Genomic DNA, 18773 nt, shown 5'->3' on the forward strand with positions numbered 1-18773 from the left:
CCGGATGCGCCCCGTGAGCCCGAACCGGGTCGTCATCACCGGTCTGGGCACCGTCACCAGCATCGGCATCGGCGTCGGCGCGTTCCTCTCGGGGCTGCGCACGGGCCGGAACGGTGCCCGTCCCATCACCGCCTTCGACACCACCGGCTTCGCCCACGCCAACGGCTGCGAGGTCACCGGCTTCGACCCGGCGGAGTGGATGAGCCGGGTCTCCCCCGAGGAGCTGGGGCGGGCCGCGCAGTTCTCGGTGGCCGCGGCCGTGATGGCGGTCCGCGACTCCGGGATGCCGCTCGGCGAACTGCGCGGGCGCCGCTCCCTGGTCTGTGTCGGCACCACCGACGGCGAGTCCGCGGACCTGGACCGGCTGGTCGAGAGCCAGCTCGCCGACGGCCCGGAGGGTCTGGACCCGGTGGTCGCCCGCCGGGTCTCGGCCGGCCGGCTGACGACGGCGATCGTCCGGGAACTCGGCCTGGTCGACGTCGAGGCGACGACCCTGGCCACGGCGTGCGCGGCCGGCAACTACGCGATCGGGCACGGTCTCGACGCGCTGCGCGGCGGTGACGCCGACGTGGCGCTGGTGGGCGGCGCGGACGCCATGTGCCGCAAGACGTTCACCGGGTTCTACCGGCTCGGCACCATCGCGCCGGAGGCCTGCCAGCCGTTCGACGTGAACCGCAAGGGCATCCTCACCGGTGAGGGCGCCGGGGTGCTGCTCCTGGAGACGCTGGACTCGGCGCTGGCGCGCGGGGCCAGGATCTACGCGGAGGTGCTCGGGTATGGGCTGAACTGCGACGCCCACCACCCGGTGGCCCCGGACCGGGACAGCATCGCCCACTGCATGGAGCTGGCCCACGCCGGTGCGGGGGTGAAGCCGGAGGAGATCGACTTCATCTCGGCGCACGGCACCGGCACCCGGGCCAACGACGTCACGGAGGCGGCGGCGATCCGGCAGGTGTTCGGGGACCGTCCGCCGGCGACGATCTCCATCAAGGCGATGATCGGCCACACCATGGGCGCGGCGAGTTCGCTGGCGTCGGCGGCGTGCGCGCTCGCCCTCTCGGAGGGGTTCATCCCGCCGACGATCAACCACGTGGAGACCGACCCGGAGTGCGGTCTGGACTGCGTCCCGAACGTGCCGCGCCCGGCCCGGCTGCGCGTGGTGCAGAACAACGCCCTGGCGTTCGGCGGCAACAACGCGGTCCTGGTCCTCGGCCGGTACCCGGCCGACGACCCCGGGGACGAGGCCGCCGAGGCCGCCGAGGGGGCCGGACGGGCCAGGACCGGGACGGGGGCCGCCGGATGAGCGTCCTCGTCACCGGCATGGGCGCGGTGAGCAGCGTCGGCGGCGACGCGCGGGCCACGTTCGCGGCGCTCGCCCAGGGGCGCAGCGGCCTCGCCGAGCTGCGCGGCTTCGACCGGTCGAGGTTCCGGGCCCGGCACGCGTACGAGATCGACGACCGGCCGGCGCCCGGGACCGACGTGCCGCTGCGGGCCACCGGCTGGCTGCTCCGCGCGGTGGGGGAGGCGCTGGCCGACGCCGGTCTGGCCGGGGACCTCACGGGGGTGCCGGTGCTGGTCGGCACCACCCTGCGGGAGCTGCGGTCGGTGGAGCTGAACTGGTGCGAGGGCGCCCCGTTCGACGCGGCCCGGCTGCACTTCGGGACGGCGCTGCGCGAGCGGTTCGGCGCCGACCGGACGTACACGGTGGCCAACGCCTGCTCGGCGTCCCTGTACGCGCTGGGGCTCGGCACCGACCTGCTGGAGACGGGCGAGGCGGACACGGTGGTCGTCGCCGGGGTGGACACGATCACGGAGAGCACCTACGGGCTGCTCGACCGGGTCTACCGCGAGGCGCCCGAGTCGGTGCGGCCCTTCGACCGGGGGCGGCGCGGGATGCTCCAGGGCGACGGCGCGGCCGCCGTCGTGCTGCGGCGCGGCCCGGGGACCCCGGCGGGCGCCCGGGCGTACGCCACGGTGCGCGGCGTGGGGCTCAACTGCGACGCCTACCACCCGTCGGCGCCCGACAGCGGGAGCATCGGCCGGGTCATGCGGGAGGCGCACCGGCGGGCCGGGATCAAGCCGGCCGACGTCGATCTGGTGCTGCTGCACGGCACCGGCACCCCACTGAACGACGAGGCGGAGGCGCGCGCGCTCGGCGAGGTGTTCGCGGGCGTGCCGAGGCCGCCGCGGATGACGGCGGTCAAGTCGATGATCGGGCACACGGCGGGCGCCTCGGGGCTGCACAGCCTCGTCACGGCGGTGCAGGCCCTGCACAGCGGTCGGGTGCCGCCGACGCTCGGTCTGGACGAGCCGATCGACGAGGTGGCGGGGTTCCGGCTGGCCCGCGAGCCGGTGACGGAGCGCGGCATGTCGCTGGCGCAGGTGGATTCCTTCGGGTTCGGCGGCCTCAACGCGGTGGCCGTGGTGGAGAAGGTGAGTTAGGTGCGCGCACGGGATGTGGTGATCACGGGCCTCGGTACGGCCGTGGCCGGGGCCGGGGGCCCGGAGACCCTGCTGCGCGGGCCGGTGGCGGGCGGGGAGGATCCGGTGACGCGGCTGCGCGGTCCCGGGCTGCGCTACAAGGACCGGGCGACCAGGCTCGCCCTCTGCGCCGCGCGGGACGCCCTCGCGGACGCCGGGCTGCCGCAGGCCCTGGACGCGCCGGAGGGGAGTGAGGGTGGGGGCGGCCCCCTCGTGGACGGGCTGCGGTTCGGGGTGGTCGTCAGCACCAACTGGGGGAACGTGGACACGGTCTGCGAGACCTCGGCGACCATCCACCGCGCCGGCTACGCGGCCACCAGCCCGATGCTGCTGCCCAACACGGCGAGCAACGTGACCGCCTCCTGGGTGGCCATCACGCACGGCCTGCGCGGCGCCAACGTGACCCTGTGCAACGGACCCACGTCCGGCCTGGACGCCGTCCACTGGGCCCGTACGCTCATCGCCGCCGGCCGCCTCGACCACGCCTTGGTGATCGGCGTCGAGCCGGTCAACGAGCCGGTCCGGCGGCTGGTCGGGACCGGCGGGCCCGGCCTGTTCGACGGAGCGGTCGCCCTGGTCGCCGAGGCGGCCCCGGCCGCCGCCGCACGCGGTGCGCGGCCCCTCGCCCGTGTCGGCCGCTACGCCCGGCGCGCGGACCCGGACGCCGCCGTGGCGGCCGTCCGCGCGGACGAACCGGCGGCCCCGGCCCGCTGGTTCGTCCCCGAGGGGCGGCCCGCAGGCGGCGACACGGGGCCGGCGGGCCTCCCCGCCCACGACCTGTCCCTGCGCTGGGGGCGGAGTTCCGGCGCGCTCGGCGTCCTGCAGTGCGTCGCCGGGACGGCGGAGCTGGCCCGGACCGGGCGGGCGGCGGCGCTCGCCTCGGCCGGCGGCGAGGGGGACGACGGCGCGGCGGCCCTGCTGCTGCTCGCCGCCACGGCGGCGGGGGCCGGCGCGTGAACGGGCCCCGGGTCGCCCTGCTGCACGGCCTGGCCGGTACGACGGCGGTGTGGCGGGCCTGCCGCGCCGCCGCGCCGGAGGGCAGCCGGTTCGTCCCGGTCGACATCAGCTGGCCCGCGCACGGCACGGCGGGCCCGCGGGCACCGGAGGAACCGGCGGAGCTGGTGGCCCGCGCGCTGCGGGCGACCCGCGCCCAGGTGGTCGTGGCGCACTCGTTCGCCGCGACGGCGCTCCTGGAGTACCTGGTCCGGGAGGAGGGGGCCGGGCCGCCGCTGCTGGGGGCGGTGTGCGTCTCGCCGTTCTACCGGGCGGAGCGGCGCGACTTCGACTGGGCCACGATCGACTACTACCTCACCCGGTTCCATCTGATCCTGGAGGAGGGCCTGGCCGTCACCTCCGGGGGCCGGCTGTCCGCGGCCACCCGTGCCTCGATGGCCCGGCGCGTGCGCGAACGCATCGGTCCCTACGGGTGGATGGACTTCTTCGGCGCGTACCTGCGCACCCCGGGCCTGCCGCTGGACCGGGTGCGGACCCCCGTCCTCGCCGTGACCGGCGCGCATGACCTCGCCGCACGCCCCTCGGACGCGGCGGCGCTCGTCCGGGCCCTGCCCGCCGGCCGGCTCCACGTGCTGCCCGGCTGCGGCCACTTCCCGATGGCCGAGCAGCCGGACCGCTTCACCGGTGTGCTCTCCGACTTCCTCGCCTCCCTGCCCGCCGCCCCTGTCGCTTCGCTGGAGATGACATGACCCAGATCCGTACGTCCGCGTCCCCCGCCGCCCAGGCCGGGGCGCCCGCGGACTCGCCCGAGAGCGTCACCACGGTCCGGCTCAGGCCCCGTTACGAGGGCTCCAACATCTGTACGTGGATCGGCTTCAAGCACGTCAACTACCTCGTCGAGGAAGCCGTCCTGGAGCATCTGCGGCGCACCGGCCGGGCGGCCGGGCGGCTGTACGAGGAGCACGGGCTCTGCGTGGACATCGTGGACATCGACTCCCGCATCCTGTCCGCCACGCACATCGACGACAGCGTGACGGCGCGCGTGGTGGCGCAGGAGAAGCCCGTCGACGGTGAGCTGGCGCTCGGGGTCACCCTCCACGTGGACGGCCCGACGCCGGTCCGCACGGTGACGGCGAAGGTCCGGGTGGTGCTGCGGCTCGACCCGCGCGGCGGCGGCGCGGCGCCCGTGCCGGCCGACCTGGAGCCGTACACGGTGGAGCGGATCGACCGCGCCGGCCTCGCGCGGGTCCCGGCCGCCGCGGTGCCGCCGCGGATCGGGGACGGCGCGCCTGGCGGGAGCGGTGACACGGCCGAGCGGTTCCTGTGGGCGCTGACCGCCGACACCAACGCGTACGCCTGGAAGTGGCGGGTGCCGTACTTCTACTGCCACTTCACCGAGCGGCTCCAGATGTCCGGGTACCTGCGGCTGATGGAGGAGGCCGTCGACCTCTTCCTCGCCGACCGGGACATCTCGATCAAGCGGCTCCTGGACGAGCAGGACTGGATCCCGGTGGTGCCGCAGAACTCGGTGTCGATGCTGCGCGAGGTCGGCATGGAGGAGGACCTGTACACGGTCCTCACCGTCGAGAACGTCTTCAAGCGGCTCACCTACACGGCCCGGATGGACACCTACGTGCTGCGTGACGGTGTGCCGCTGCTGACGGCGACGGGCCGGATCACGCACGGCTACGCCCGCATCGAGAACCGCCGCGACTGGAGCCTCGTGGAGTTCGACGACCGGATGCTGCGCGGACTGAACGGTTGGCAGGTCTGATGGATCCGGTGATCGTCACCGGGGTCGGGGCCGTGACCTGTCACGGCCCCGGGGCCGACACCCTGTGGCGGGCGATGGCGGCGGGAACCGTCCGCCCGCCCGACAAGCTGCCCGATCCGCACGCCCGGATGGACCTGCCGCTGATGTACCTGGCGCCCGAGGACGGGCTGCCCCAGGCGCCCGGCCGGGCCGCGTCGTTCGCGGTGGCCGCGGCGCGCGAGGCGCTGTCCGTGGCGGGGCTCGACCCCGCCACGCTGCCGGCCTCCCGCACGGCCCTGGTCCTGGGCACCTGCATGGGCGGCACGGGCGAGGAGGAGCGGCGGCGGGACCGGGGCGGCGCGGACGGGGACGCTCCGTGGAGGCCGGGGTTCGACGTGGTCGGGCAGGTCGCGACCGCGCTCGGCCTGCCCGGGGCGCACACGAGCGTCTCCAACGCCTGCTCGGCCAGTGGGTTCGCGCTCGGCATGGCGGCCGATCTCATCCGGGCGGGCGAGGCCGACGTGGTGGTCGGTGGCGGCGCGGACGCCTACGCGCGGATCGCGCTCGGCGCGTTCAACCGGATGGGGGCCGTGGACCCGCTGGGCTGCCGCCCGTTCGCGGCGGACCGGGCGGGCACGGTCTTCGGGGAGGGCGCGGCCGTTCTCGTCCTGGAGTCGGCGGCGCACGCGGCCCGGCGGGGTGCCCGGCCGCTCGCGGAGCTCGCCGAGTCCGGCTGGAGCTGCGACGCCCACCACCCGACCGCGCCGGAGCCTTCCGGGGCGCAGATCGTCCGCGCCATGCGGGAGTCCCTCGACCGCTCCGGGACGGCGCCGGAGGCCGTGGGCTGCGTCGTCCCGCACGGCACCGGGACGCGGCTCAACGACCGGGTGGAGAGCGCCGCGCTGCGCGAGGTCTTCGCGGGCGGGGCCGGCCGTGAGGTGCCCGCCGTGTACAGCCTGAAGGCCCTGGTCGGGCACACCGGCGGGGCGGCGGCCGGCCTCGCGGCGGTCGCGGCCACGCTGATCGTGCGCCACGCCACGGTGCCGGCCAATGTGCCGGTGGGCCCCCAGGACCCCGAGTGCGGGGTACGGCTGCCGCGGACGGCGGAACCGCTCGCCTCGCCGGCGGTACTCGTCAACGCGTACGCATTCGGCGGCAACAACGCCTCGTTCCTCATCCGGGAGGCGGTCCCGTGCTGAACGGCGACGAGGTGGTGGTGACCGGGGTGGGCCTGGTGACGCCCTGGCCCGATCCCGGTCGGCGGCTCGGCCCGGGGCGCCCGGGGCCCGAGGACGCCGAGTGGTTCGACGCGGGGAGGGAACTGGGGCCCCGGGGCCACAAGTACCTGCCGCCCGCGGCCCGTTACCTGCTGGCGGCGGGGCGCCGGGCGCTCGCGGCGGCGGGCCTCCCGGCCGGCGCGGCCCACGGACCGCACCCGGGCCCGGTCCCGGTTCCGGACGAGCGGCGCGGGATGGTCCTCGCCACCAACAGCGGCCTGACGCCCCTCTTCGCCGCGATGGACCGCACGGTCGTGGAGCAGGGCGCCGACCGGCTCGGCCCGGCCACCGCCCCGTACTTCGCCGTCAACGTGCTCGCCGGCCGGCTGGCCTCCGAGCAGGCCCTCAGGGGCTTCGGCCTCACCCTCACGACCCCCGCCGTCGGCGGCCTGGAGGCCGTCCTCGCCGCCACCCGGTCGCTCGCCGCCGGGCGCGCCGACCTGGTGCTCGTCTGCGCCGCCGAGGACCGGCCCCCGCCCGGCGAGCCCGGCAGCCGGTACGGGGAGGAGGGCGCCGTGGCCCTCGTCCTCGAACCCCGCGCGCTCGCCGAACGGCGCGGGGCCCCCGTCCTCGGGCGGTGCGCGGCCGTCACGGCGTACGTCCCGTCCACCGCCGCCGACGACGCGCCGGGCGGCACCGGCGAGCGGCGGCTCACCGACCTGCTCCGGGCCCTGAGTCCGGACCCGGGGCGTGCGCCGGGGCCGCTGCCGGTGCACGCGGTGCTCGACGCGTCCCGCCGGGGCCGCCGGGCCGCCCGGGTCCTCGAACGGCACGCCGGTGCCGGGGTGCGGACCGTGGCGGCGGGCGCGGGCTGTCTCACCCCGCTGCTGCGGGCGGCGGCCCTGCTCGCCCCGGGACCGGGCTCGCCGGACACCGGCGGCGGGCCGCACCTGGTCGTGAGCGCGACGGCGACCGGACATCTCGCGGCGGCCCGCGTGGAGGCGGCCGCCACCGACCGAGGACGAGGAGGAGGACACGATGCCGTCACCACCACCGCACTCCCTGCGTGACAGCTGGGCCCTGGTGCTCGGCGTCTCCAGCGGCATGGGCCGGGCCACCGCACGGGCGCTGGCCGCCGAGGGCGTCCATGTGATCGGCGTGCACTTCGACCGGGCGGAGACCGCCGAGGAGGCGCGGCGCCTCGAAGGGGAACTGCGGGCCGGGGGGGTGCGGGCGCACCTCTTCAACGCCAACGCCGCCGCCCCGAGGACCCGTGAGCGGCTGGTGCCGCGCATCGCCGAGCTCACCGGCGGGGCCGGCCTCCGGGTCGTCCTGCACTCGCTGGCCTTCGGGTCGCTGGTGCCGTTCCTGCCGCGCGGCGGGGACAAGGCGGCCCTCACCCGGCCGCAGCTGGAGATGACCCTCGACGTGATGGCGCACAGCCTCGTCTACTGGACGCAGGACCTCGTGGCGGCCGGCCTGCTGCGCCGGGGCGCGAAGATCTTCGCGATGACCAGCGCGGGCACCAGCCAGGTGCTGCCCAGTTACGGGGCGGTGTCGGCGGCCAAGGCGGCGCTGGAGTCCCACGTACGGCAGCTGGCCTGCGAACTCGCCCCGTACGGCGTGGCGGTGAACGCGCTGCGCGCCGGGGTGACCGTCACGCCGTCGTTGCTGCGCATCCCCGGCCACGAGCAGTTCGTGGACCGCTCGGCGGCGGGCAATCCGCACGGGCGGCTCACCCGGCCCGAGGACGTCGCCGAGGCGGTCGTCACCCTGGCGCGCACCCCGTCGTCGTGGCTGACCGGCGACACCATCGGCGTGGACGGCGGCGAACTCATCGCGGCCGGCACCACCTGGAACACCCGTACCGAGGCGGAGGAGTGGTGATGTCCGGCATCCCGACGGCGGCCCGCGAGACGGTCCCGGTCAGGCCCCAGGCGGAGCGGCGGCCCGCGCCCGCCGGACGGGACGCGCGGCCGGTGCCGGCCACCGTGATCTCCGACTGGTCGGTGCTGTCGCCGTACGGCCTCGGCGTCGAGCCGTTCACCGAAGGGGTGCGGGCCCGCCGGGCCGTCGTGCCGCGCCTCGACCTGGAGGCGTGGCCGGGCCCTTCGGAGCTGGCCTGTCTGATCCCGGGCTTCAGCGTCACGGAGGCGCTCGGCAGCCGGGGCACCCGCACCATGGACCGGCTGACCGGGATCACGGTCGCCACGCTGAGCGCCCTGCTGGAACCGTACGGAACGAGCCGTCCGCCGCTGGCCGACGGGCCGGAGCGGATCGGGCTGGTCCTCGGCACGGGGTCGGGCAGCGTGCAGAGCACCATGGACTTCACCCGCGACTCCCTGACCGGCGCGCAGCCGTTCTACGTGGATCCGGCGCTGTTCCCGAACACGGTGATGAACCGGGCGGCGGGCGCGAGCGCGATCTGGCACGGCCTGAAGGGCCCCAACGCCACGCTCGCCGGGGGCCCGTTGACGGGTCTTCAGGCGCTGCGCTACGCGGCCCGGCTGCGGGAGCGGGGCCACGGGGAGGTGATGCTGTGCGGCGCCGTGGAGGAGTACAGCGTGCAGCGGGCGTGGCTGGACTGGCACGCCCGGGGCCCGGGCCGGCGGGACGTGCCGGTGGCCGAGGGCTGTGCCATGTTCCTGCTGGAGGACACCGCGTCCGCCGAGCGGCACGGCCGGCGGCCCCGCGCGGAGATCCTGTCCGCCCGGTTCAGCGCCTGCGGCGGTCCCGGGGAGTTGCGTCCCGCGCTCGCGCGGCTGGTGCGGCTGGCCCTGGCCGAGGCCGGGGTGGAGCCGGACGAGGTGCGGGTGACGGCCCCGTCGGGCGTCTCGGCGCGTCAGGAGGAGGTGGCGGCCCTGGACGAGGTGCTGGGCGGCGCCGAGGACGAACGCGTCGAGGTACGGGACCTGTTCGGGGACGCGTGCGCCGCCTCGGCGGGCTTCCAGCTCGGCGCGGTGCTCGCCCTGCGCGACTCCGGGGCGGTCGGCGGCGGGGTCGCCGTCGTGACCTCCGTGGACGAGGACGGCCTGCTCGCCTGCACGACCGTGCGCCTGCTCTGACCCCTGCCCGCCCCACCGCGTTCCGCTGCCGCACCGTCCGCTCCGTGCGGTCCGCCCGTTCTGTCCGACCCGTTCCCCGAGAGGAAGGCCCGTCATGCCCGAGGAGACCGGCACCACCCTGGACAAGGAGGCGCTGCGCGCCCTCATCGCCGAGGTTCTGGACGTGGACGTCGCGGACGTCACCGACGACGCCCACTTCACGCAGGACCTCGGTGTCGACTCCCTGATGGCCCTGGAGATCACCGTGCGCCTGGAGCAGGAGTTCTCCGTCAAGCTCGCCGAGGAGGAGCTGACGCAGCTCACCACGCTGAAGGAGACGTACGCGCTGCTCGACGGGAAGCTGCGGGCCGCGTGATGTCCCTCTCCCCCGCCCCGTCGCTGCTGGGGCTCACGCCCCGGCCGGTGGCCCGTACCGAGGACGGGGTGACCGCCCGGGCGGTGGTCGACCCGGCCTTCGAGGCGTTCCCCGGCCACTACCCCGGTTTCCCCGTCTTCCCCGGCGTCTGCCTGGTCGAGTACGCCGACCAGTGCGTCCTGGCGGACCTCGCCGGGCGGGGCCAGCGGGCCGAACTGGCCGCCGTGGACCGGTGCCGCTTCCGCGACCCCGTCCTGCCCGGGGACGAGCTGACCTTCCGGGCCCGGTACGGGCGGGGCGTCGGCGCCCTGGGTACGGCGGGGGCGCCCGGTGAGCTCCGGGTGGACGTGACCGTGGAGACGGCCCGGGGCCGGGCGGCCGAGCTGCGGCTGCGGTACCGGCCGCCGTCGGACACCGCCCCCGGCACGCCGCCCCCGGAGCCGGGACCGGGACGGACGGCCGCGGACCGCGGTCCCGGCGCGGGACCGCGGACACCGGACCCGGGGCCGCCGGAGGCGGGCCGCCCCGTGGAACGGGCCGACACCGCGGCGATCACCCGGATCATCCCGCACCGCTACCCGATGCTCCTGGTGGACCGGGTGACCGCGGCGGTGCCCGGGTCCGAGCTGACCGCCGTCAAGGCGGTGACGGTCGCGGAACCCGTGTACCGCCGGCTGCCGCCGGACGCCGGTCCCGACGCCTTCCGCTACCCCCGCCCGCTCCTCGTGGAGTCCTGGGCCCAGGCGGCCGTGCTGCTCGCCGTCTGGGACACCCCCAACCCGGACGTGACCACCGGCAAGGTCGAACTCGCCGGGGCCGTCGACCGGGTCGTCTTCCACCGTCCCGTGCACCCCGGTGACGTCCTTGAGCACCACGTCGAGGTCGTCCGGGCCGTGGCCGACACCACCATCCTGGCCGGCCGCACGCTGGTGGACGGCCTTCCCGCCGTCGAGGTGGGGCACTTCATCGTCGCGCTGCGCCCGCTCGACTCCCTGGTCCCCGGCACGACCGCCGGCTGACCCCGTACCCGTTCCCCTGCCGAGGAGGCACCCTCCATGTCCGCACAGCACCGCCGCGTCGCCCTGGTCAGCGGCGGCTCCCGGGGCATCGGCCGCGCCGTCGTGCTCCGGCTCGCCGAGGACGGCCACGACGTGGCGTTCTGCTACCACTCACGGCCCGAGAGCGCCGAGGAGACCGCCGAGCTGGCCCGGAAGTCGGGTGCCCGGGTCCTCGCCCGGCAGGCCGACGTCTCCGACCCGGCCGCCGCCCGGGCCTTCGTGACGGCCGCGGAGGAGGAGCTGGGTCCGGTCCACGCGGTGGTCGGCTGCGCGGGCATCATCCGTGACAAGCCGCTGGTCCTGATGGGCGAGGACGACTGGCAGGACGTCGTGGACGTCAACCTCGGCGGGACGTACCACCTCTGCCGGGCCGTCGCCTTCCCCCTCATGAAGCGCCGCTCCGGCTGCGTGGTCACCCTCTCCTCGGTGGCGGGGGTGTACGGCAACGCAGGGCAGACCAACTACGCCGCCACCAAGGCCGGGATCATCGGCTTCACCCGGTCCCTGGCCAAGGAGCTGGGCGGGCACGGCATCCGCGCCAACGTGGTGGCGCCCGGGTTCATCAGCACCGACATGACGGCGGGACTGCCCGAGGAGAAGACGCGCCGGATGCTCGAACGGATCGCGCTCGGCCGGTTCGGCAACGCGGAGGAGGTCGCGGACCTGGTGTCGTTCCTGGTCTCCGACCGGGCCGCGTACATCACCGGCCAGGTCTTCCAGATCGACGGCGGCATCGCCCTCTGACACCGCCCCGCGCTCCGCCCTGCCACGATTCCCGCCCCGCCCGACCCATCACCCCGGAAGGGGGACAGCGATGGCTCTCCGCTTCTACTTCTCCCTGCGCAGCCCCTACTCGTGGCTGACCCACCTGGACCTGACGCGCCACCATCCCGAGCTGGCCTCCCGGCTGGAATGGGTGCCGTACTGGGAACCCGACGAACAGAGCGTTCGGCTCCTCGCGGAGGCCGGCCGGCGGTTCGTCTACACCCGGATGTCGCGCGAGAAGCACTTCTACATCCTCGGTGACGTACGGCGGCTGGCCACCGACCGGGGACTCGCCGTGACCTGGCCGGTGGACCGCGACCCGGTCTGGGAGGTGCCCCACCTGGCCTATCTGGCCGCCGAACAGCGGGGCGCGGGACGGGCGTTCCTGGATCTGGCCTACCGGGCCCGCTGGCAGGAGGGCCTCGACATCTGCGCCCGGCCCACCATGGCGAAGCTCGCCGACCGGCTCGGGCTCGACCCCGCCGTCCTCGCCGACGCCGCCGACGACCCGGACCTCCGGCGGCGCGGGGCGCGGGCGCTGCTCCGTGCCGTCGAGGAGGGCGTCTTCGGGGTGCCGTTCTTCGTACGCGGCCGCGAGAAGTTCTGGGGCGTGGACCGGCTCACCGCCTTCGCCGGGGCGGCGGCGCCCGGCCCCGTCCCGGCCGTGACGGCGGCACTGCCCCCGGCCGGCGCGCTCGGGACGGCGACGGAGGGAGGTGACCTCGGCCATGGCGGCGGCTGCGGATGATCCGGCGGCGGTGTACGGAGCTCCGCCCCCCGGCGCGGTCCTCGGACAGGTGGCGCACGGGAACTGGACCTTCGGCCTGCACCGGCAGGGCGCGGGCGATCCGGTGGTGCTGCTGCACGGGCTGCTCACCGACAGCCGCGTCTGGTACCCGGCGCTGCCGGACCTCGCGGCGGACGGCGCCCTCGCACTCGCGGTCGACGCTCCGGGGCACGGCCACTCCCCCGCGCGCCCCAGGCCGTTCAGCCTGGAGGAGGAGGTGGACCGGCTCGCGGACGCCTACCGGACGGGCCTGGGAGGGGCGGCGCCGGCCGTGTGGGTGGGCCACTCGATGGGAGGGATGAAGGCCCTGCGCATGGCGCTGCGGCACCCGGAACTCGTCCGGGCCCTGGTCCTCGTGGACACCCAGCCCTATCGCGAACCGGACAGCACGGCGCGGCCGTTCGAGGCGATGGTGGAGAGCGTCGTCACCGACGGCATGAGCCCGGACCTGGCGCGGATGATCGCCCGGTTGAACTTCCACCGCTCCTTCCAGGGCAGCGAGCGGGCCGCGTTCTGGATCCGCCACTTCGAGACCCTGACCGGCGACCGGATCACCCACGCCTGCCACGCGGTGTACCGCAGGGGCGATCTCTCCGGACGGCTCGGCGATGTACGGGTCCCGGTGCTCGTGGTGCACGGCGCCGGTGACGTACCGATCCGGCCGCGCGTCGCCCACCGGTACACCGCGGAGCTGCCGCACGCCCGGCTCGTCGAACTGCCCGACACCGGCCACACCCCGCCCGTCGAGCGCCCCCACGAACTCGGCGCGCTGCTGCGGGAGTTCCGTCGATCGCTCGACCGGACGACCGTACCGCCCGCCGTCACGGCCCAGGAGGAACAGTGACCACCACCGCACCCCGGCCCGGCACCGAGACCGTCACCACCGCCCGCCTGCGCCATCTGGACCTCCCCGGTGACGCGGGCCGCTGCGCGCTCATCACCCTCGGCAACGACCTGCCGCCCTTCGGTCCGGCCATGCGGCCCACCACCTTCGGCCCGCGGGGTCTGGACGCCCTCGACGCCGCCCTGGACGAGGTGGCGGCGGCCGCGGCGGACGGCACGGTCACGGCCGTGGCCGTGACCGGCCGGGCGTACATGTTCAGCACCGGCGCCGACCTGGCCCTCGCCCGCACGGTCACCGACCGGGACGAGGCCGTCACCTCACTGCGCCGCGGCCACCAGGTCTTCCGGCGCCTCGGTGAACTCCCCGTTCCCAGCTTCGCGTTCGTCAACGGCGTCACCATCGGCGGCGGGCTGGAACTGGCGCTGCACTGCACCTACCGGGCGCTCTCCCGCAACGCGCCGGTGATCGCCCTCCCCGAGTGCTCGCTCGGCCTCGTCCCGGCCTGGGGCGGCGCGTACCTGCTGCCGCGGCTGGTCGGACCGGAGAACGCGGTCACGCTCATGCTGGACCATCCGCTCGCGGGCTGGCGGATGCTGGACGCGGCGGGCGCGCACGCCCTCGGCCTGTCCGACGCCCTCCTGGAGGCCGGGAACTTCCTCGACCACTGCCTGGAGTGGGCCGCCGGGGTGCTCACCGGACGCGTCGAGGTCCGCCGCCGCCGGTGGGACGACCCGGCGGCGTGGGAGCGGGCGCTCGCCCGGGGCCACGCGCTGGTCGCGGATCGGACGCACGGGGTGCTTCCCGCACCCCGGCAGGCTCTGGAGCTGCTGCGGCTGGCCAGGACCGCCGGCCGGGACGAGGCGTTCGCGGCGGCCGAGCGGGCGGCGGCCGACCTCTTCCTGACGGAGGAGTTCCGGACGAGCCTGTACGCCCTGGACCTCACGCAGCGGCACGCGGCGGCCCATCCCGGACGGCCCGATCCCGCCCGTGCCCTGCCGGTGGGCCGGGTCGGGGTCCTCGGCACCACCCGGCGGGCCCGGCGCCTCGCCCTGCTGGCCCTGGAGAAGCTGCGCGTCCCGGTGGTGCTCGCCGGTGAGGACGCCACCGCCGTCGAGGACGCGGTGGCGGAGGTCCGGAAGGGGCTGCGGGATCTGGTGGCCGGGGAGCGGCTGAGCGCCGGGGCGGCGGAGCGGTGTGCCACCCTCCTGTCCGGCACCGCCGAGCCGTGGGGCGGCGCTCTCGCCGGGGTGGACCTGCTGTTCGAGGCCGGGCCGGCGGGACGGAGCGCGCGGCAGGCCGCCTCGGCGCTGCGCCGGGCCGCCGAGGCGGTCGGGGACGCGTGTGTGCTGGTGCCCACGGGGCCGCTGCCCGGCGCGGACGCGGTGGCGGCGGTGCCCGCCCCGGAGCGGGTCGTGGGGCTGTACGTGCCGTGGCCGGTCGAACGGTCGGGGCTGGCCGAGCTGGTGCGGCTCCCGGCGACCGGGGACGCGGCGTACGCGACGGCGGGCGCGGTGGCGGTGAAGCTCGGCAAGCAGTGCCTTCCGCTGGGCGCCGGTGCTCCCGGCCCCCTCGTGGACCGGCTGCGCGGCCGCTTCCTCGGCGCGCTCCTGGGCGCGGCGGACGCCTCGTACGGCCCCGGCGGGGCGGAGCGCGGTGGCGACGGGCCCGGGGAGGAGGACGGGGCCGGTCAGTGGCTGGACCAGGTGTGCGAGCCGCTGGCCCTGCCGGTGCCACCGTCCGCGCTCCTGCGCCAACGGGAGGCGGAGGCGCTGCCGCTGGGAGACGGGGACGGCTCCCCGGTCGGAGGGGCGGACCCCGGAGCCGTACGGGAGCGGGCCCTGGCCGCGCTCGCGGAGGAGATCCGGGACCTGCTCGACCGGGGCGTCGTGGCGAGCGCGGCAGACGTGGACTTCGCGCTCCTCGCGAGCGGCGACTGGCCGTTCCACCTCGGGGGCGTCACTCCGTACCTGGACCGGACGGGGACCGCCGAGAAGGTCACCGGGCGCCGGTTCGGCGCGGAGGGCACCGAGGCCGGGGGCGCGGCGTGACCACGCGGCCCGTGCCGGCGCCGCCGCGCCCGGGAGCGGGCGGGGCCGCGCCGCGGCCCGTCCCGCCCGGCTCGCCGCCGGGCACCGCCGCGGCCACGAGGACGGCCGGCCACGGGGTCTGGCCGGCGGTCCTGCCCGCGCCGCGCGGGAACGACGCCGATCTCTGGCTGCTGCGGCTCCCGGAGGCGCTGCCGGCGCGGCACGCGCTCGACGTGTCCGTCCTCGACGCCACCGAGCGGCGGCGGGCCGCCTCGTTCGTGCACGCGGCGGACCGGGCCGGGTACGCGGCCGCACACATCGCGCTGCGGAAGGTGCTCGGCGCCTGTCTGGGGGTGCCGCCCGCCGCCGTGCGCCTCCGCCGCGACCCGTGCCCCTGCTGCGGCGGTCCGCACGGCCGGCCGACCCGGCTGGCCGATCCACCGCCGTACTTCTCGCTGGCGCACGGTGGGGGCGTGGTCCTCATCGGGGTCGCGCGGGTGCCCGTCGGCGTGGCCGCCGAGCGACCGCCGGCGCCGTCGGCGCTCCCGGCCGTCTCGGGTCTGCTCGGCCTCGCCGAGCGGGCGGAGGTGGCGGCCTCGGCCCCTGAGCGGCGCGCCGCGGTCTTCGCCCGGCTGTGGGCGGGCCGGCGCGCCCTCGGCCGGGCGCGGGGCGACGGGGCGAGCACGCGCGGCGCGCACGGGTGGCAGGTCACCGGCCTGCCGGTCGACGCCCTGTGGCTGGCGGTGGCCATCCGCCGCGCGGCGGACGCCCCGGAGGGGCGGGTCACGCTCCACCACCTCGACCAGCGCGGGGTGTTCACGCCCTCCGTGCCGCCCGGCGGGAGCGTGTGGTGACGGGGCGCGGCGTCCTTCGGAGGGTGCGGGCGCTGGCGGCGCGCTGCGGGTGGTCCGCGCTGCGGACGCTGGTGGCGTACGGCTCGCTGTGGACGCACCGGCCGCCGGACGAGCTGTGGCCGCGGCGACCGGCCGGGAGCCGCCCGCCGTGCGCGGACCGGGCCGTCGGGCCGCCGCCGGGCCATCCCGAGCGGCTCGCGGCCGGCGCCCCGCCGAGCGCGGCGGAGCGGGAGCTGTTCCGCCGGCTGCTCGGCCCCTGACCCGTACCCCCGCTCCCGTACGGCCGGCCCGTCCCGCGTCCCCACCCCTCCCCGGCACCATCTCGTCCGCACGGCCCCCGCACCGTCGCTCCGCGAAAGGGATCCAGGCGATGTCCACTGCCCTGACCCCGTCCCCCGCACGGCCGCCCGACGCCGCCGTCACCGCCTGGGCGCTGGCCGGGCGCGGCGGGGACACCGAGGCGATCGAGCTGTTCGTCCGCGCGCTGCACCGTGACGTCTGGCGGTACGTCGCCCACCTGAGCGCGGACGCGCAGGCCGCCGACGACCTCACCCAGGAGACCTTTCTGCGGGCCCTGACCGCGCTGCGCCGCTTCGAGGGCCGTTCCTCGGCCCGTACATGGCTGCTGGCCATCGCCCGCCGGGCGGTGGTCGACAGCATCCGCCACCGCCGGGCGCGGCCCCGGTCCGCCGACACGGCCGACTGGCAGGCGGCGGCCGACCGCGCCCAGGCCCGCGACCTGCCCGGTTTCGAGGACGGCGTCGCCCTCCGGGATCTGCTCGACGCCCTGCCGGACGAGCGGCGCGAGGCCTTCGTCCTGACCCAGCTCGTGGGTCTGCCCTACGCGGAGGCGGCCTCGGTCAGCGGCTGTCCGGTCGGCACGGTCCGCTCCCGCGTCGCCCGCGCCCGGACCTCGCTGGTCACCTCGCTGCGCGAGGCCGAGCACGACGCGCGCCGTCCCGGCGCCGCCGCGTGAGCCGGCTACGCGGCGCCGGGCCCGGGGTCGTGGACGGTGATCGCGCCGGACGGGCAGACCCCCGCCGTCATGCGTACGGCCGCGTGGTGGGCGGGCGGAGGGTCGGCGTCGAGCAGGAGGACGAGGCCGTCGCCCGGGTCCTGGTCGAAGACCTCGGGTGCGGTCATCGCGCACATGCCGGCGCCGATGCAGCGGTCCCGGTCGACGTGGACGCGCGGCGGTGTCATGACGCGGTCCGGTCCCACGTGACCGGGAGGCTCTTGACGCCGTAGATGTCGGCGGTCTCCGGGCGCAGGGCGACCTCGTCGGCCGGGACGGCGAGGCGGAGGGTGGGGAAGCGGTCGAGGAGCGCGCGGAACGCGACGCGCATCTCGACGCGGGCGAGCTGCTGGCCGAGGCACTGGTGGACGCCGTGGCTGAAGGCCAGGTGTCCGCCGTACGGCCTGCGGACGTCGAGCACATGGGGGTCGGCGAAGCGCTCGGGGTCGTGGTTGGCGGTGTGGTAGGAGAGGACGACGGTCGTCCCGGCCTCGACGGTGTGGCCGTCGAGTTCGACGTCCTCCAGGGCCGTCCGCATGAAGGTCTTGGCGACGCTGAGATAGCGCAGCAGTTCCTCCACGGCCCCCTCGGTGAGGGAGGGGTCGTCGCGCAGTGCGGCGAACTGGTCCGGGTGCCGCAGGAGCGCGAACGTGCCGAGGGAGAGCATGTTGGCGGTGGTGTCGAAGCCGGCGGCCAGCAGGATCAGGCTGATGCCCTTCAGCTCCTCGTCGGTGAGGTCGCTGTCGGTGAGTTCGCTGAGGATGTCGTCGGTGGGACGGGCGCGCTTGGCGGCCACCAGGCCGGCGAGGTACTCCTGGGTCGCGGTGTAGGCGGCGACGAGTTCCTCGTCGGTGCTCTCTCCGCCCATGAACGTGTCGATCTGCTCCTGGAAGGAGGCGCGGTCCTCGTAGGGGACGCCCAGGATCTCGCAGATGACGATGGTGGGGATGGGCTTGGCGAAGGCGGTCACCAGGTCCACCGGTGGGCCGGCCTTCTCCATGGCGTCCAGGCAGTCTGCGGTGATCTGTTCGACGCGCTCGGTCAGCAGCCGCATCCGCCGCACGGTGAACCTGCCCACCAGGGGCTTGCGGTAGCGGCTGTGCTGCGGCTCGTCCATGAGGAGGAACTCACCGGGCGGCGCGGGAGGGACCTCGAAGTCGCCGACGTTGAGGAGTTCCTTGCGCGAGCTGAACCGCGGGTCGGCCAGGACGGACCGCACCAGGTCGTAGCCGGTGATCAGCCAGCCGGGGCTGCCGCCGGGGTGGACGAAGCGGCTGAGGGGACCGTGTCGGCGGGCTTCGGAGAACGCGGCCGGCGGGTCGAAGGGGCAACCGGGCCTGCGGGCCGTCGGCATGGTGGTGACGGTGTGGACGGACTCGCTGGAGGTCATGGCGACTCCTCGTCTCGGGCTCCGGCAAACCACTTGCCGATGCGCCGAAAGCTACGTTGCCTTCAGAAAGTCGTCAACGAACCTTCTGCCATAACTGCTGGCCAGAGACGGGAAATTGATGCAATGAACCGATCATGAACGCAACAGGCGTGTTGCAATGAGCGAGCGCGAAGGCAATGCCGGGGCGCTGTCGCCGGCAGTCGCCGCC

General features: G+C 76.1%; 20 protein-coding genes. 18 read left to right on the plus strand and 2 right to left on the minus strand.

The window, feature by feature from the left end; translation table 11 throughout:
• Positions 1 to 4 precede the first annotated feature (4 nt).
• From ACFY60_RS27640 to ACFY60_RS27725, 18 genes are all read left to right on the plus strand, one after another.
• Positions 5 to 1303 carry a beta-ketoacyl-[acyl-carrier-protein] synthase family protein gene (locus ACFY60_RS27640; RefSeq protein ID WP_388616173.1) on the plus strand — a complete coding sequence of 433 codons (1299 nt, stop codon included), beginning with the start codon at positions 5 to 7 and terminating at the stop codon, positions 1301 to 1303.
• Positions 1300 to 2442: a beta-ketoacyl synthase N-terminal-like domain-containing protein gene (locus ACFY60_RS27645; RefSeq protein ID WP_388616175.1), complete on the plus strand. Its 1143-nt coding sequence runs from the start codon at positions 1300 to 1302 to the stop codon at positions 2440 to 2442. The genes ACFY60_RS27640 and ACFY60_RS27645 overlap by 4 nt, the downstream gene beginning before the upstream one ends.
• Entirely contained in the window at positions 2443 to 3438 is a 996-nt protein-coding gene (locus tag ACFY60_RS27650; protein WP_388616178.1) for a beta-ketoacyl synthase N-terminal-like domain-containing protein, read from the plus strand.
• Positions 3435 to 4184, plus strand: a complete 750-nt coding sequence (locus ACFY60_RS27655) for an alpha/beta fold hydrolase (protein ID WP_388616181.1) — start codon at positions 3435 to 3437, stop codon at positions 4182 to 4184. The genes ACFY60_RS27650 and ACFY60_RS27655 overlap by 4 nt, the downstream gene beginning before the upstream one ends.
• Positions 4181 to 5209, plus strand: a complete 1029-nt coding sequence (locus ACFY60_RS27660; protein WP_388616184.1) for a hypothetical protein — start codon at positions 4181 to 4183, stop codon at positions 5207 to 5209. The genes ACFY60_RS27655 and ACFY60_RS27660 overlap by 4 nt, the downstream gene beginning before the upstream one ends.
• Positions 5197 to 6387, plus strand: a complete 1191-nt coding sequence (locus ACFY60_RS27665; protein ID WP_389459683.1) for a beta-ketoacyl synthase N-terminal-like domain-containing protein — start codon at positions 5197 to 5199, stop codon at positions 6385 to 6387. The genes ACFY60_RS27660 and ACFY60_RS27665 overlap by 13 nt, the downstream gene beginning before the upstream one ends.
• A complete protein-coding gene (locus ACFY60_RS27670) occupies positions 6381 to 7475 on the plus strand; it encodes a beta-ketoacyl synthase N-terminal-like domain-containing protein (RefSeq protein WP_388616188.1) in 1095 nt (364 codons plus the stop codon). The genes ACFY60_RS27665 and ACFY60_RS27670 overlap by 7 nt, the downstream gene beginning before the upstream one ends.
• Entirely contained in the window at positions 7444 to 8292 is an 849-nt protein-coding gene (locus ACFY60_RS27675; protein WP_388616191.1) for an SDR family oxidoreductase, read from the plus strand. The genes ACFY60_RS27670 and ACFY60_RS27675 overlap by 32 nt, the downstream gene beginning before the upstream one ends.
• Complete coding sequence (locus ACFY60_RS27680) at positions 8292 to 9470, plus strand: beta-ketoacyl synthase N-terminal-like domain-containing protein (RefSeq protein WP_388616194.1); 1179 nt, start codon at positions 8292 to 8294, stop codon at positions 9468 to 9470. The genes ACFY60_RS27675 and ACFY60_RS27680 overlap by 1 nt, the downstream gene beginning before the upstream one ends.
• A 94-nt stretch (positions 9471 to 9564) precedes the next feature.
• On the plus strand, positions 9565 to 9825 hold the full coding sequence (locus ACFY60_RS27685; protein ID WP_388616197.1) for an acyl carrier protein: 261 nt from the start codon (positions 9565 to 9567) through the stop codon (positions 9823 to 9825).
• Positions 9825 to 10844, plus strand: coding sequence for a 3-hydroxyacyl-ACP dehydratase FabZ family protein (locus tag ACFY60_RS27690; RefSeq protein ID WP_388616199.1), 1020 nt, complete (start codon positions 9825 to 9827; stop codon positions 10842 to 10844). The genes ACFY60_RS27685 and ACFY60_RS27690 overlap by 1 nt, the downstream gene beginning before the upstream one ends.
• 36 nt (positions 10845 to 10880) lie before the next feature.
• A complete protein-coding gene (gene fabG, locus ACFY60_RS27695) occupies positions 10881 to 11627 on the plus strand; it encodes a 3-oxoacyl-[acyl-carrier-protein] reductase (protein WP_309053962.1) in 747 nt (248 codons plus the stop codon).
• Between the two features lie 70 nt (positions 11628 to 11697).
• Positions 11698 to 12396 carry a 2-hydroxychromene-2-carboxylate isomerase gene (locus ACFY60_RS27700; protein ID WP_388616201.1) on the plus strand — a complete coding sequence of 233 codons (699 nt, stop codon included), beginning with the start codon at positions 11698 to 11700 and terminating at the stop codon, positions 12394 to 12396.
• On the plus strand, positions 12377 to 13279 hold the full coding sequence (locus ACFY60_RS27705) for an alpha/beta fold hydrolase (RefSeq protein WP_388616204.1): 903 nt from the start codon (positions 12377 to 12379) through the stop codon (positions 13277 to 13279). Before ACFY60_RS27700 ends, ACFY60_RS27705 begins: the two co-directional genes overlap by 20 nt.
• On the plus strand, positions 13276 to 15327 hold the full coding sequence (locus ACFY60_RS27710; RefSeq protein ID WP_388616207.1) for an enoyl-CoA hydratase-related protein: 2052 nt from the start codon (positions 13276 to 13278) through the stop codon (positions 15325 to 15327). Before ACFY60_RS27705 ends, ACFY60_RS27710 begins: the two co-directional genes overlap by 4 nt.
• On the plus strand, positions 15324 to 16160 hold the full coding sequence (locus tag ACFY60_RS27715; RefSeq protein WP_388616209.1) for a 4'-phosphopantetheinyl transferase family protein: 837 nt from the start codon (positions 15324 to 15326) through the stop codon (positions 16158 to 16160). Before ACFY60_RS27710 ends, ACFY60_RS27715 begins: the two co-directional genes overlap by 4 nt.
• Positions 16161 to 16183: 23 nt before the next feature.
• On the plus strand, positions 16184 to 16420 hold the full coding sequence (locus ACFY60_RS27720; RefSeq protein ID WP_389459689.1) for a DUF6059 family protein: 237 nt from the start codon (positions 16184 to 16186) through the stop codon (positions 16418 to 16420).
• 110 nt (positions 16421 to 16530) lie between these two features.
• Positions 16531 to 17136 (plus strand): sigma-70 family RNA polymerase sigma factor, encoded by a 606-nt coding sequence (locus tag ACFY60_RS27725; protein ID WP_388616214.1) that lies wholly within the window; start codon positions 16531 to 16533, stop codon positions 17134 to 17136.
• A 5-nt stretch (positions 17137 to 17141) separates the two neighbouring features.
• Here the strand turns inward: ACFY60_RS27725 and ACFY60_RS27730 are convergent, their stop codons facing one another.
• Together ACFY60_RS27730 and ACFY60_RS27735 are read right to left on the minus strand one after the other, a co-directional pair.
• Positions 17142 to 17363 (minus strand): ferredoxin, encoded by a 222-nt coding sequence (locus tag ACFY60_RS27730; RefSeq protein WP_388616216.1) that lies wholly within the window; start codon positions 17361 to 17363, stop codon positions 17142 to 17144.
• On the minus strand, positions 17360 to 18565 hold the full coding sequence (locus ACFY60_RS27735; RefSeq protein ID WP_388616219.1) for a cytochrome P450: 1206 nt from the start codon (positions 18563 to 18565) through the stop codon (positions 17360 to 17362). The genes ACFY60_RS27730 and ACFY60_RS27735 overlap by 4 nt, the downstream gene beginning before the upstream one ends.
• Positions 18566 to 18773 lie beyond the last annotated feature (208 nt).

This window comes from Streptomyces sp. NPDC012827 (genome assembly GCF_042900905.1).
Lineage (GTDB): Bacteria > Actinomycetota > Actinomycetes > Streptomycetales > Streptomycetaceae > Streptomyces > Streptomyces gulbargensis.